The following is a 14,023-nucleotide window of genomic DNA, read 5'->3' on the forward strand; positions in this document are numbered from 1 at the left end:
TTCAGCCAGAAAATATGTACTACTTAGTTCTGGCATCACGAAAAAAACTATTCAAGTACGCTATTGAGTTCTCAAACAACAGGCACACACCCACACTGGCCAACCCCGACAACCACCCGTGAAACACGGGCAATCACAAGAGGAGTCACCGCGAAGGGATGCTCGATTATGTTCACTGCCGCCGGGATTTCCGGCCCCGCGAACCCGCTGGGCTGTCCTGGCGACAAGAGAAAACATTACACGACCCGCAACCCGGCCGCAAACCGGCTGAGCATGACGCTGCTCACACTCCCCTGCTCGCCTATTCGCCGTCCACCCCACGCAGGAAGTCGGCGGCGGCCGGTGCCGCGGCCGCGGCACCGAAGCCACCGTCCTCCACCAGGACGGAGAAGGCCAGATCGCCTTGGAAGCCGGCGAACCAGGAGTGCGTGCGCGGCGGATTCTCATCACCGTATTCGGCAGTGCCCGTCTTGCCGTAGACCTTGCCGCCCGGCACATTCTTCAGCTTCGTTCCGGTGCCCGTGGTGACGACCCCGCGCATCATCTCGCGCAACTGCTTGATCTGCCCGGCCGAAAGCTCCTTGCCATCGGCCCCACGCAGCGGACCGGATGCGTTTGCATCCGCGCCGGCCGCATCCGAAGACCCCGCGGATTCCGAACCGGTGGCCCCGGAGGACTCCCCCGCGGCTCCCAGGACCAACTGCGGAGCCACGGACTCGCCGCGCTTGATCGCCGCGGCCAGGGTCGCCACTCCCAAGGGGCTGGCCAGAACCTTGCCCTGCCCGATCATCGAGGCCGCGTGTTCGACCGCATCGTCACCGGTTGGCACGGCAGCGCCGAAGGACGGTACGCCGATCTGCGGATCGGTCATCCCGGTTGACTTCGCGACCTGCGCCAGACCGTCGCCCGGAATCTTCCCCGCCGAGGCGATGAAGGCGGTGTTGCAGGACTGGGCGAAGTCCTCGGCCAGGGTCGCTTTGCCCTGCACGTGGCCGTCGGAGTTCTTGAAGGTCTTGCCCTCGACTGTCGTCGTATCGGGGCAGGCGATCGCGTCGTCCGGGTTCGTCCCGCCGCCCAGCAGCGCGCCCGTGGTGACGATCTTGAACACCGAACCCGGCGCGTACCGGCCGGTCAGCGCCCGGTCGTAGTCTGCAGGGGCCTCGGCCGTCTGCTCGCCGGACTTGTCATCCGCCCGACCGTCGGCGGCCTTCGCCCCGGACTTCCCTGCGGCTTTCTGCGCCTGGGCCGCCGTCGGCACGGCGTTCGCCGCGGCAACCACGTGCCCGCTGCGCGTGTCCAACGCGACGATGGCCACCGCCTTGCCCGTCTTCTTCGCGGCGCGCGCCGCGGCGGCATCCGCCGGGTTCTGCACCCGCAGATCCAGGGTCGTGTGCACGTCCCCGCCATCGGCCCCGCCCAGGGTTCCCACCGTCGTGCCGACCGCACTGGTCCCGCCACCCTGGCTCAGCCGCACTGCGGGCTCGTCTCCGCTCAGGGCCGAGGCCTCGGCGTCCTTGGCGGGCCTGACCGTGACCGTGTAGCCCGGCCGGCCCCGCAGCTGCCCGTCGAAGGTCCGTTGCATCCCGCTCAGGCCGGCCTCATCGCCGGCCCGCAGCGCACCGCCGGATTTCTCGATCTGCTCGGCACTGGCCTGGCCGACCCGGCCCAGCACCGGCCCTGCCAAATCCTTCTCCACGCTCAGCGACCGGGTCGAGGTCCGAAACAGCGTCCCCGGCAGCGGCCGGATGGTCGTCGAGACCCGGTTGTAGTCACCGCGACGCAGCGTGATCACCGACAGGAACTGATCGCCGCGACCGGCCTTGTCCGCATCCTCGATCCGCTTACGCAGAGCCGGCCCATCGATGTCGAGCTCTTTGCCCAGAGTCTCCGTCAGCGACTTCACGTCCTCGACGCGCGAGGGCTGCACACCCACTTCCACGACCTCGGCGTCCTTCGTCAGTGGCTTGTCATCGGCTCCGAAGATCTGTCCGCGCGTCGCCGGCTGCGCCCGGGCGCTGAGCACGGTGTCCTTGCCCAAGGCGGGATACAGGGCGCTCGGCGCGGGAGAGGCCTTCCACCGGCCGCCCCGGCGCACCAGCCCCAGGTCGGTGGAGTAGGTCCAGGTGCCCTTTGCCGAGGTCCCGCTCGACCCGGCACCCGCTGCCCGGGCGGCTGCACCTTGGGCGAGCGCCGCTCGGGTGCCAGGGAGCGCACCGGCTGCGGAGTCGCCCGAGGCCGCGTCCGCGGCGCCGGATGTTCCCTCCGCGCTCGTCCAGGTCCAGGAGAGCAGGGCCGTCGCCCGGTCGCCGGAGCGCTGGACCTTCACCACGCGGACATCTTGTGCGCGCAGGCCCGGGCGCAGGTCCGCGAAGACCGCCGAGGCGGCATCGGCCTGGCCATCTGTGGCGAACAGGGACTGGTCGAAGGAACCGTCCTGAGCTTCGGCGGCGAACTCCTTGGCTACATGTGTCGGATTGAACGAGCTGCCCACCACCGCGATCCCACCGCCGGCGGCCAGGGCCACGACGACGACAGCGCCGCCCAAGATCCACAGCGCCCGGGGAACCCTTCGCCGGGGTCGACCGCCCCTGGCCCGGCGCAGGGCAGCGCGCCCAACCGGCTCCGAGCCTGTGGCCGGGGCCAGACCGTTGACCGGGCCCGAGGCCGGCTCCGGGCCGTTGGATGGATCCGAGTCGTTGGATGGATCCTGTGCTGCCGCGGGCACCGGCGCCCAGGGCTCGGGGAACACGGGGTCCGACGCATAGGGGTCGGAGGACTCGGCCTCCGCGGACTCGGTCTGCGCGAATTCGGGCCTGGGGGACTCGGGTTCCGGGGACTCGGGGATGTTGTCGCCAGTCACACTCATGGCCCCAGCCTAATCCCGACCGCCCCGCGCCAGCAGCGCATAGGCCAGGGGAACCAGCGAGCCGGACATGCAGACCACCCCGACGACGCGCGCGCCGGCACCCACGGCGGCGGTCCCGAAGAGCACGGCTCCGCCGATGAACAGACCGGCGAAGACGATCCCGGCCACTGCGCGGCGGGCCACACGCTCCAGCCCGCGCAGTTCCCGATCCACGCCCGGGGTCTGCACCGCCAGGTCGCCGGCCAAGATGACGCTCACCAGATCGTCGATCCGGCCCGGCAGGCGGACGAACATCCGCACTCCCGCGATGACCCGGTCCACCTGGTCCCGGGCGAAGTTCCCACCCTCCTCGCGCATCAACCGCAGGCCGTAGGGCCGCACCGCATCCCACATGTTGAACTCGTGGTCGAGTTCACTGCACAGTCCCGAGACGATCGAGACGGCGCGGAAGATCAGCAGGAAGTCCTCCGGCAGTTGGAAGGGCAGATCACGCAGCAGATCGCCGAACTCGGAGAAGAATTCGGCGAACTCGCGCTGGTCCTTCCGCTGCAACTGCGCGATGCTCAGGCCGCCGAAGCGTTCGAACAGCTCCGCGAGCGCCCGCTCGATCAGCCGCTTATCGGCACTCGGCAGCAGGACCCCCAACCGGTCCAGGCTGTCGACCAGTTCGCCCGGCCGCTCGCCTGCGAGCGCGATGGCAAAGTCCCGCACGGTGGCGCGCAGGGCCTCGGAGACCTCGCCCATCATGCCGAAGTCGATGAAGGTCAGGGCGAACCCGGGGTCCGGCGCGCCGAGGCCGCCGGTTCCCCCGCCCGCGCCACCGGTTCCACCGGCTTCGCCGCCCACCGTCCCGTCTGCGGTCGGGGTGACGAAAACGTTGCCCGGGTGCGGGTCGGCGTGGAAGAACCGGTGGACGAAGAACTGGTCGAGCATGACCGCGGCGAAGGCATCGGCGACCGCGTGCGGGTCGATCCCGGCGCGACGCAGTGCGGCCACGTCGTTGATCTTGATCGCGGTGATGTCCTCGAGGGTCAGGACCCGGCCGGTGCACAGGGACTGGGCGATCCGCGGCGTCTTCACCCGCGCGTCGGCGCGGAAGGCCGTGCGGAAACGGCGGGCGGCCGAGGCCTCGTGCCGGTAGTCGATCTCCTGCCGGCTGGTCGTGGCGAACTCCGCGATCAGGGCCGGCAGGTCCACCCGGGCGGAGACGGTGGGCAGGCGTCCGACGATACCTGCGACGCGGCGCAGAACCGCCAGGTCGACCTCGACGATGCGCTCGATGCCCGGCCGCTGGACCTTGACCACCACCTGCGACATCCCGTATGCCGCCGCCGGCCCGGGATGCAGCACGGCGCGGTGGGCCTGCCCCAGCGAGGCCGCGGCCAGCGGGCGCGCATCGAAAGCGGCGAACGCGATGGCCGGCGGGGCGCCCAGTTCGGCCTCGATGACGGCTGCGATCCGCTCGGCGGACACTGCGGGCGCTTCGTCCTGCAGGCTGGACAGCTCACCGGTGACCTGGGCCGGCAGCATGTCGAGCCGGGTGGAGAGGAACTGCCCCAGCTTGATCAGCAGACCTCCGTGGGCGGCGGCCAGGCGGTGGAAGCGGCGGGCCGCAGCACTCATCCGGCGCAGCCTGCCGCGAGCGGACAGGCGCCCCAGGCCCAGGCGCGGCAGCACCAGGTCGCACCAGAGGAGAGTCGTCATCAGGCGGACGGCGAAGGCCATGAGCCGCAGGTAGCGGAGGCTCGGGTTCATGGGGCCGAGGCTATCCCCGCTTCCTGATAGGAGTTCCACTACTAGGAGTTCCACTACTTAGCGAAATGTTGATTCTTGGCCGAATTCGCTGGATTTTCGACAGTTCGTCAAGTAGTGGAACTCCGGGGTGAGACGGGTGCCCGATAGAGTTCCACCTATGACCACTCCCGCACAGGCGACCTCGGTACTCGGGGCGCTTCGTAATCCGAAGTTATTGACTCGTGAGGTTCTGGCCGGGCTGGTCGTGGGACTCGCACTCATCCCCGAGGCCATTTCTTTCTCCATCATCGCCGGCGTCGACCCGAAGGTCGGACTGTTCTCCGCCTGCGTGATGGCCGTGGCGATCGCCTTCGTGGGCGGACGGCCCGCGATGATATCCGCGGCCACGGGTGCCGTGGCCCTGGTGATCGCACCGGTGATGCGCGAGCACGGCCTGGACTACCTGATCGCGACGGTGCTGCTGGCCGGCGTCCTGCAGATCGTTCTGGGCGCCTGCGGGGTCGCCAAGCTCATGCGCTTCGTGCCCCGCTCGGTGATGACCGGCTTCGTCAACGCCCTGGGCATCATGCTCTTCACCGCCCAGCTGCCCAATCTGATCGGCGTGCCGTGGGCCGTCTATCCCCTGACCGTCCTCGGCATCCTCGTCATCGTGTTCTTCCCCAAGATCACCAAGGCGGTGCCCGCTCCCCTGGTGTCGATCGTCATCGTCACGGCCGTGACCCTGGTGTTCGCGTTCCAGGTGCCCACCGTGGGTGATATGGGCGAGCTGCCGCGCAGCCTGCCGACCCTGTTCATCCCCGATGTGCCGCTGAACTTCGAGACCCTGCGGATCATCGGTCCCTACGCACTGGCGATGGCCCTGGTGGGGCTGATGGAGTCGCTGATGACCGCGACCCTGGTCGACGAAATCACCCATACCGGCTCGAACAAGACCAGGGAGTCCTGCGGCCAGGGCATCGCGAACATCCTCTCTGGCTTTGCCGGCGGCATGGGCGGATGCGCCATGATCGGGCAGACGATGATCAACGTGAAGTCCTCGCACGCCAGGACCCGGATCTCGACCTTCCTGGCCGGGGTCTTCCTGCTGATCCTGGTGGTGGTGTTGGGCGATGTCGTGGGCCGCATTCCGATGGCCGCGCTGGTGGCGGTCATGGTGATGGTCTCCGTCGGCACCTTCGATTGGCGCTCGATCCGCCCCTCGACCCTCAAACGCGCCCGCAAGCGTGAGACCGCGGTCATGGTGGTCACCGTGATCCTGGTGCTGGCCACGCACAATCTGGCCGTCGGCGTGATCGTGGGCAGCCTGCTCAACCTGCTGATCGGCCGGATCCGCGGCGAGCTGGGCGGGGAACCGCGCTAACCGTCCCGTCGGACGCCGGAGCCGAGGTCCGCAGCGCAGACGACAATGCCCGGTCCCTTGACGGGACCGGGCATTGTCTGTGCTTCGGCTGTGCGGGCGCCCCGGCTGACCTGGGTCAGCGGCGCATCCGGCGCGCTCACCTCAGTGGCTGCGGGCCTCCAGCGGATCGGCGTAGTGCACGGGGTGGTTACCGTGGTTGAAGAACACGCGGCGCAGACCCTCGAAGATCCAGGCGATGGCGAACACTACCGCGCCTGCGACGACGACGAGCAGGCCTGCCGCGATGATGGCGACGATGAACGCGATCAGTGCGTACATACTGGGGCTCCATTCCATGGGAGTGGGTGGATATATTGATTCTGCTGCGATTCTACCCCGCGTAGTGGCATCGGCGCACACGCTCCCGCCGGCGTCCCGCTCAGACCCGGCCGAGGTCCCCCAGACCGGCGACGAACTCCTCCGCCGCCCGCGCCGCCAACCCGCTCAGCCCCGCGACGGGAGCCGGCAGGGCGTCCGACCCGGTCAGCTCCAGCGCCTGGGCGAGCGCCGCCGCCACGCGCAGGCTGCCGTGGACGTCCATCAGATCCCATACCGGTTGCAGCAGTGCCTGCGCCCGCTCGGCCGAGTCAGTGTCCCCGGCCAGGGAGGCACGGGTGAGTTCGAGCGTGAGCTCCGGCAGGACTCCGCCGATGACGGAGAACCACAAATCACACCCGGCCATCAGGGCGCGGGCCGCGGCGGAATCACCCGAAGTCCCCAGGCGCACGTGGCCGGGCAACTGGGCCCGGACCTCGGCCAGGTGGGCGGCGACCGTGGCCGCGTCGCCGCGCACCGGCGGAATCTTCAGCGCTCCGATGTGTGGAAGTTCGGCGATCCGGCCGTAGAGTTCCGTGGGGAATGTGAAGTGGGTGGTCCCCGGATTGTCGTAGACGACCAGGGGAACGTCCAGTTCGCCGGTGACCGCGGCGTAGAGACCGTAGACCTCGTCCGGGCTCAGGGCCTGGTAGGTCATGGGCGCCAGCAACACCGCCGCGGCGCCGGCGGCCTGCGCGTCGTGGGCCAGGGCCTGGACCTGCGAGGTGCGCAGGGCGCCGATGCCCACGATCACGGGAGTGTCCCCCGCGTGTTCGACGGCGAGACGGGCCACCCGGGCGCGTTCGGCACGGTCCAGATAGGCGTACGACCCAGTCGAGCCCAGGGCGCCGATCGAGTCGACCCTGGCCGCCGCCAGGCGCCCGATGATGCGGATGAAGGCCGCCTCGTCGATGCGGTCGTGGCGCAGGGGCGTCAGGGGGAAGGCGCTGAGGCCGGTGAACAGTCGGTTGTGGTCCATGCACTCAGCATGGCATACGGAACGGCGTCCGCGGGGCCGAGGCGGCGTCCGCGGGGCCGAGGCCTCAGCTGGGCATGTTCGCGAACCGGCTGCGGGAGCCCTGGAAGGCCACCGTGATGTCGCCGGTCGGACCGTTACGGTGCTTGGCCACCATGATGATGGCCTCGCCGGCGTGCGGGGACTCCGGATCGTACATGTCCTCACGGTGGATCAGCAGGACCATATCGGCGTCCTGCTCGATCGAACCGGATTCGCGCAGGTCGGAGACCATCGGCCGCTTGTCCGTGCGCTGCTCGGAGGAACGGTTGAGCTGCGAGAGCGCGATGACGGGGACCTCGAGCTCCTTGGCCAGCAGCTTGAGCGAACGGGAGAACTCCGAGACCTCCTGCTGGCGCGACTCCACCCGCTTACCCGATGACATCAGCTGCAGGTAGTCGATGACCACCATCTTCAGATCGTGCTGCTGTTTGAGCCGGCGGCACTTCGCGCGGATCTCCGCCAGGGCCATATTCGGCGAATCGTCGATGAACAGCGGCGCATCGTTGATCCGGCCCATGGTGTCGGCCAGTTTCGTCCAACCGCCACGCTCATCGTCGAGGTTGCCGCGCCGCAGCGACTGCAGCGGAATGCCGGATTCGGCCGAGAGCAGGCGCATGGTCAGTTCCAGGCGCCCCATCTCCAAGCTGAAGATGACGGTGGCCTGGCCGTGGGCGATCGCCGCCGAGCGCACCATGTCCAGTGCCAGGGTCGACTTGCCGACGCCGGGGCGGGCGGCGATGACGATCATCTGGCCGGGGTGCAGGCCGTTGGTCAGCTCGTCGAATTCGGTGAAGCCCGTGGGCACGCCCGAGGTCTCCCCGTCGTGGTCGCCGGCGCGTTCGATCTCCTCGACCGTGGGCCCCAGGACCTCGGACAGGCGGATGTAGTCCTCTGCGGTTGAACGCTCCGTGACCTGGTAGATCTCCGACTGCGCGCGGTTGACCAGGTCGTCGGTGTCGCCCTCGGCGTCGTAGCCCATCTGCACGATCCGGGTGCCGGCCTCCACCAGGCGGCGCAGCACCGCCTGTTCGCGCACGATGTTCGCGTAGAAGCCCGCGTTCGCCGCGGTCGGCACCGAGGAGATCAGCGTGTGCAGATAGGCCGCACCGCCGATCCGCGCCAGGTCGCCGGTCTTCGACAGCGCATTGGCCACCGTGACGGCATCGGCCGGTTCGCCGCGCGCATAGAGGTCCATGACGACGTCGTAGATCGTCTCGTGCGCCGGCTTGTAGAAGTCGTCGGCGTGCAGGTTCTCGACAACATCGGCGATCGCGTCCTTCGACAGCATCATGCCGCCCAGCACGCTCGCCTCGGCCTCCAGGTCCTGCGGGGGCGTGCGCAGGCCGGCTTCGGCCCTCTGCCAGTTGTCGGTTTCGCTCATGATCATCAAGATTAGTGCACGGAGCCGAGGCCCCGCGCAGCGCCCACACGAGCACACCGCCGGCTGTCCCGCGCCACTGCCGCGCCACGCAGAGCAGGCGATTCAGTCTGGAACCCCTGCGGATTCTCAGACCAAATCGCCTGCCATTCAACCGCCTAGAGCGTGTTGACCGGGCGGCCCAGGGCCGCCATGAGCGACTCGTGCACGACCTCGGACTTCGAGGGATGCGGCAGGATCGCGCGGACGAAGGCGTCGGCGGACATGTCTCCGGCGTGGGACACGGCCAGCATGCCGATCAGCTCCGTCATCCCCTCCCCCACCAGGGTCGCGCCCAGGATCTCATGGGTGTCGCCGTCGATGAGGACTTCGCCGAAGCCCTCGGTCTGGCCCGTGCCCAATGCCCTGCCGTTCTCCGCCAGGCGCACCGGACGCGCCACCACCGGATGGCCTGCTGCGCCGGCCTGCTCACGCGACAGGCCGATGCTGGCGACCTCCGGCGTGGTGTAGGTGCAGCGCGGGACCCAGGAGCGCCAGTCGGCGTCCACCGGTTCCCGGTCGAAACCGGCCAGGGCGTCGACGCAGCGCAGGGCCTCGGCGCTGGCCTTGTGGGCCAGCATCGGACCGCCGGAAACGTCACCGATCGCGTAGAGTCCCCAGACCTTGGTCCGGCAGTACTCATCGGTTTCGATGAACCCACGCCCATCGACGATGCCGAAGGGCTCCAGGCCCAGGCCCGCGCTGTTGGGCGCAACGCCCACGGCCAGCAGGACCTTCTCAGCCGACACCTGTTGTTCGGTGCCGGCCGCGTCCGTATAGTGCACGACCGCGCTGGTCGTCCCGTCCGCGGCCACGTCCGCCACCTCGACGGAGCCCACGCGCACCCCGGCAGCCGCGGTGATGCCGCGGGACCGGAAGTTCTTGGCCACCACATCGGAAGCCTCAGCGGACTCGCCCGGCAGCACATGAGGCAGGGCCTCCAACAGCGTCACCTGCGATCCCAGGTCCGCATACAGGGACGCGAACTCGCTGCCGATCGCACCGGAGCCGATGACGACCAGGGACTCGGGCACGTGGTCGGGCACCAGGGCCTGCCGGTACGTCCAGATGGTCTGTCCGTCCGGTTCGATGCCAGGCAGGCCGCGGGGACCCGCACCGGTGGCCACGATGATGTGGTCGGCGCCCAGCAGACGGGGCTTGCCCCCGCCCACCGCGGCGCCGTCGGCACCGGGGTTCAGCGTGACGCTGACCTGGCCCTTGTCCGCGATCGTCGCCTCGCCCGCAATCACCGTGACTCCGGCCGCGCCCATCAGCGCACCCACCCCACTGGTCAACTGCCCGGAGGTGGAACGCGAATGGGCGACGAGCTTGGCCACGTCGATCGCCGGTGCGGCATCCGTCAGGACGCCGAACTGGGCGGCCGAACGGATGGTGCGGGCGACCTCGGCGCCGTGCAGCAGTGCCTTGGTGGGGATGCAACCCCAGTTCAGGCAGATGCCACCCAGTTCCGCCTTCTCCACCAGGGCCGTTTTCAGGCCCAGGCGGCCGGCCCGCCCGGCGGCCACATAGCCGCCGGGACCGGCGCCGATGACGATGACGTCATAGCGGTCGTCGGGATGAATCTCAGTCATGATTCCCCCTTCAGGCGAAGATCAGCGCGGGCGTTTCGAGGATCGTGCGCAACTGCGCCATGAACCTCGCGGCCAGGGCCCCGTCGATGACGCGGTGGTCGCTCGTCAGGGTCAGCGGCAGGATCGTCGCGGCCACCGGAGCGCCCTGGGCGTCGGGCACGAAGCGCTTGGCGCCGGCGGCCACGGCCAGGATCGCAGCCGAGGGCGGGTTGATGATGGCGTCGAAGGACGACACCCCGAACATGCCCAGATTGCTGATCGTGAACGTCCCGCCCTGGAACTCGTCGGGCTTGAGAGTCCCGGCCTTGGCGCGGGTCGCCAGGTCGCCGGTGACCGCTGAGATGTCCGTGATCGACCGGGTGTCAGCATGCGTGACGATCGGGGTGATGAGCCCCTCGTCGGTCGCCACGGCAACGGCCACGTCCGCATGCGCGAACTGCCGGATCACCTGGGCGGCCGAATCGTACTGCACGTTGACCTCCGGCACCGCGACCAGGGCCTTGGCCACAGCGGCGACGACCAGGTCGTTGACCGAGACCCGCACGTCCAGTCGCGAGTCGTTGATCTCCTTGCGCAGCGCCAACAGCTTGTCGATGTTCGCATCGATGCTCACGCGGAACGCCGGGGAATCCAAGTAGGACTCCTTCAGACGCGTCGCGATGACCTTGCGCATCGCCGACATCGGAACCTCCGTGGCGGGGTTCCCGGCATCGGCGACCGGAGCCGCAGTGCCGGCAGCCGCGGCCGAGGCCTGGGCTGCTGCCGATCCCGTGCCGTGGAGGTGCCAGTCGGCGGCCTCCACGTCGTAGACCGTGACGCGTCCGTGCTTGCCGGTGGGCCGGGCGTCGAGCAGGTTGACGCCCAGTTCGGCGGCGCGGTCGCGCGCTCGTGGGGTCGCCGCGACTGCGCTGTCATCGCGCTTGGCTGCGACCTGTCCGGTCCGCGGCAGGTCGTTGCCGAAGGGCAGCGACCCACCGGCTGCGGTGACGGCGTCCTGCAGGTCCGTGACCGTGACCCGGCCGCCGCGGCCGGTGGCCTCGACCTTGGACAGGTCGATGCCGTGCTTTTCGGCCAGGTCCGCTGCGTGCGGGGTGGCCGGCGCGTTCGGATCGAAGGTGCCCTTGAGTGCCGCCGGGACGGTGACCGCTCCTGGCTTGGGCGCCGCGGGTGCTGCGGCCGGAGCCGCAGGGGCCGAGGCCACCGGTGCGGCAGCGGGCGCCGCTGCCGGGGTAGCCGCGGGTGCGGCCGATGCGGCTGGGGCCTCGGCTACGGCGGGAGCGGCGTAGCCGGCGATGGCCTCGTCGATCTCACTGTCCGGGGTGCCGGCCGGAGCCACCACCGCGACCAGGGAGCCCACCGGCAGGGTCGAGCCGAGCTCCATCACCTGGCGGGCCAAGACGCCGTCGCCCGGGGCCTCGAGCTCACCGGAGATCTTGCTGGATTCCAGGGTTGCGATGGGAGTTCCCTCGGTGACCTCCTGGCCGACGTCGACCAGCCATTCGGTGAGGGTTCCCTCCTCCATCGTCATGCCCCATTTCGGGACTTCCAATGCGTGGATGGACATATCAGGCCTCCACAACGGCGCGGATTGCGGCTTCGATCTTCGCCGGTCCCGGGATCCACTCCTGTTCCAGGGACTGCGCGAAGGGCACGGGGGCGTGCGGCGGGGTGACCAGCTGGACCGGGGCCTTGAGCGAGTCGAAGGCCTTGGATGCCGCGAGCGCGGCGATGTCGTGGGCGAAGCCGCAGCGGGCCGCGGATTCGTCGACGACGACCAGGCGGCCGGTGGCTGCGACGGATTCCAGGATCCCGTCCTCGTCCAGCGGGCTGGTGGTCCGCGGGTCGACGACCTCGACGCTGATGCCCTCGGCGGCCAGTTTGTCGGCCACGCCGTTGGCGAAGTTCACGCAGTTGGCCAGGGCCACGACGGTCACGTCTGTGCCGCGCCGCGGGTAGGCGGCCACGCCCAGTGGGATCGTGTACGACTCGTCGGGCACCTCGGCCTTCATGTCGTACATGGCCTTGTGCTCGCAGAAGATGACGGGGTCGTCATCGCGGATGCTCTCCAGCAGCAGGCCGCGGGCATCGTAGGCGTTGGACGGAACGACGACCTTCATGCCGGCCGTGGAGGTGAACAGGTGGTAGGGCGAGGCCGAATGCTGGGCGGCCGCACCCACGCCCGCGCCGATGATGCCGCGCATCACCATGGGGGTGGTCGCCTTGCCGCCGAACATGTAGCGGAACTTCGAGGCCTGGTTCCAGATCTCGTCGTAGCAGACACCGAAGAAGTCCATGAACATCAGTTCGGCCACCGGGCGCAGACCGGTGACGGCCGAACCCGCCGCCATGCCGATGATCGCCGACTCCGTGATCGGGCAGTCGATGACGCGGTCATCGCCGAACTCCGTCCACAGGCCCTGGGTCACGCCGAACACACCGCCGAAGGCCTCGACGGTGGGGTCGGGGTTCGACCCGCCCTTGCCGCCACGCAGGTCCTCGCCCATCAACACGACGTCCTTGTCTTCGCGCATCGCATCGGCCATTGCGGCCCGGATCGCCTCGCGGAAGCTCATTGCAGTCATTTTTCACTCACTTCGCTGTGGTTTGGATTGCCGGGTTGGGGACTCAGTAGGACAGGTAGACGTCGGTGTCGACTTCGGACGGGTCCGGTTCGGCAGCCGCCCTGGCATCCGCCACCGCCTGGTCGACCAGGTCGATGTTGGACGCGTCGATCTCATCGAGTTCAGCCGCGTCCACGGTGCCCGCGGCCTTGTCGCGGAAGATCTGCAGCGGATCCTTCGACGCCTTCTGCGCGGCCAGCTGCTCCTGGGTGCGGATCAGGCCGGGGTCGCCCTCGAAGTGTCCGTAGAAGCGGATGGCCGATGCCTCGATGGCCGACGGGCCGCCACCGGCGCGGGCCCGGCCCACGGCTTCGCCCGCGGCGGCGTACATATCGAAGAAGTCCGAACCGTCGACGCTGAGCACCGGCAGGCCGAAGCCCTCCGCACGGGCGGCGATCGACTTGGCGCCGATCGAGAAGTCCGCGCCGGTGGCCTCGCCGATGCCGTTGTTCTCGAAGACGAACACGATGGGCAGCTGCAGTGCCACCGCCATGTTCATGGCCTCGAAGGTGGTGCCCTGGTTGGAGCCGCCGTCGCCGGTGAAGGACACCGCGACGTTTCCCTCACCGCGGTACTTCGCGGTCAGGGCCGCGCCGATGGTCAGGGGCGGGCCACCGCCCACGATGCCGTTGGCACCGAGCATGCCCACGGACAGGTCCGCGATGTGCATGGACCCGCCCTTGCCGTGGCACAGGCCGTCGGCGCGGCCGAAGATCTCGAACATCATCGAGCGGACGTCACTGCCCTTGGCGATACAGTGTCCGTGTCCGCGGTGGGTGGAGGCGATCTTGTCCGCCGGCGTCAGGTGTTCGCAGATGCCGGTTGCGATGGCCTCTTCACCCGCGTACAGGTGGATGAAGCCGGGGATGTCGCCGGTTGTGTTCTCCTTGTGGAGCCGGTCCTCGAAGGCGCGGATCTTCGACATCTTGTCGTACGCGCCCAGCAGCTGCTCGCGGCTGAGATCGGTCATTTCGGTCCCTCACTTCCTCGTGTGGTCAAGGGTTGGGATCACCGTACGCGTGAGCACTGACACAGCACCA

The 14,023-nt window shown here is 69.1% G+C and carries 9 protein-coding genes and 1 pseudogene; 1 reads left to right on the forward strand and 9 read right to left on the reverse strand.

From position 1 onward, the window contains the following. Positions 1-301 precede the first annotated feature (301 nt). Positions 302-2,866: a penicillin-binding transpeptidase domain-containing protein gene (locus NQ034_RS09145; protein WP_257048438.1), complete on the reverse strand. Its 2,565-nt coding sequence runs from the start codon at positions 2,864-2,866 to the stop codon at positions 302-304. Positions 2,867-2,875: 9 nt separating this feature from the next. Further along, positions 2,876-4,621, reverse strand: a complete 1,746-nt coding sequence (locus NQ034_RS09150; protein WP_257048440.1) for an ABC1 kinase family protein — start codon at positions 4,619-4,621, stop codon at positions 2,876-2,878. Positions 4,622-4,778: 157 nt separating this feature from the next. On the opposite strand from NQ034_RS09150, the pseudogene NQ034_RS09155 reads away from it, so the two are divergent. Next, a pseudogene (locus NQ034_RS09155) lies at positions 4,779-5,921 on the forward strand (SulP family inorganic anion transporter); the annotation flags it as partial. A gap of 201 nt (positions 5,922-6,122) precedes the next feature. Here the strand turns inward: NQ034_RS09155 and NQ034_RS09160 are convergent. From NQ034_RS09160 to NQ034_RS09190, 7 genes are all read right to left on the reverse strand, one after another. After that, entirely contained in the window at positions 6,123-6,299 is a 177-nt protein-coding gene (locus NQ034_RS09160; protein ID WP_257048442.1) for a hypothetical protein, read from the reverse strand. Between the two features lie 100 nt (positions 6,300-6,399). Then, positions 6,400-7,314, reverse strand: coding sequence for a dihydrodipicolinate synthase family protein (locus NQ034_RS09165; protein WP_257048443.1), 915 nt, complete (start codon positions 7,312-7,314; stop codon positions 6,400-6,402). Between the two features lie 64 nt (positions 7,315-7,378). Beyond that, a complete protein-coding gene (gene dnaB / locus NQ034_RS09170; protein ID WP_373456829.1) occupies positions 7,379-8,734 on the reverse strand; it encodes a replicative DNA helicase in 1,356 nt (451 codons plus the stop codon). Positions 8,735-8,889: 155 nt separating this feature from the next. After that, positions 8,890-10,362 (reverse strand): dihydrolipoyl dehydrogenase, encoded by a 1,473-nt coding sequence (gene lpdA / locus NQ034_RS09175; RefSeq protein ID WP_257048446.1) that lies wholly within the window; start codon positions 10,360-10,362, stop codon positions 8,890-8,892. A gap of 10 nt (positions 10,363-10,372) precedes the next feature. Then, positions 10,373-11,926: a dihydrolipoamide acetyltransferase family protein gene (locus NQ034_RS09180; protein WP_257048447.1), complete on the reverse strand. Its 1,554-nt coding sequence runs from the start codon at positions 11,924-11,926 to the stop codon at positions 10,373-10,375. Position 11,927: 1 nt separating this feature from the next. Next, positions 11,928-12,944, reverse strand: a complete 1,017-nt coding sequence (locus NQ034_RS09185) for an alpha-ketoacid dehydrogenase subunit beta (RefSeq protein WP_257048448.1) — start codon at positions 12,942-12,944, stop codon at positions 11,928-11,930. Between the two features lie 43 nt (positions 12,945-12,987). After that, the gene (locus NQ034_RS09190) at positions 12,988-13,953 is read right to left on the reverse strand and encodes a thiamine pyrophosphate-dependent dehydrogenase E1 component subunit alpha (protein ID WP_257048449.1); all 966 of its coding nucleotides are present in this window, start codon (positions 13,951-13,953) and stop codon (positions 12,988-12,990) included. Between the last annotated feature and the right edge of the window lie 70 nt (positions 13,954-14,023).

This window comes from Brevibacterium moorei, from assembly GCF_024580735.1.
GTDB classification, from domain to species: Bacteria; Actinomycetota; Actinomycetes; order Actinomycetales; family Brevibacteriaceae; genus Brevibacterium; species Brevibacterium moorei.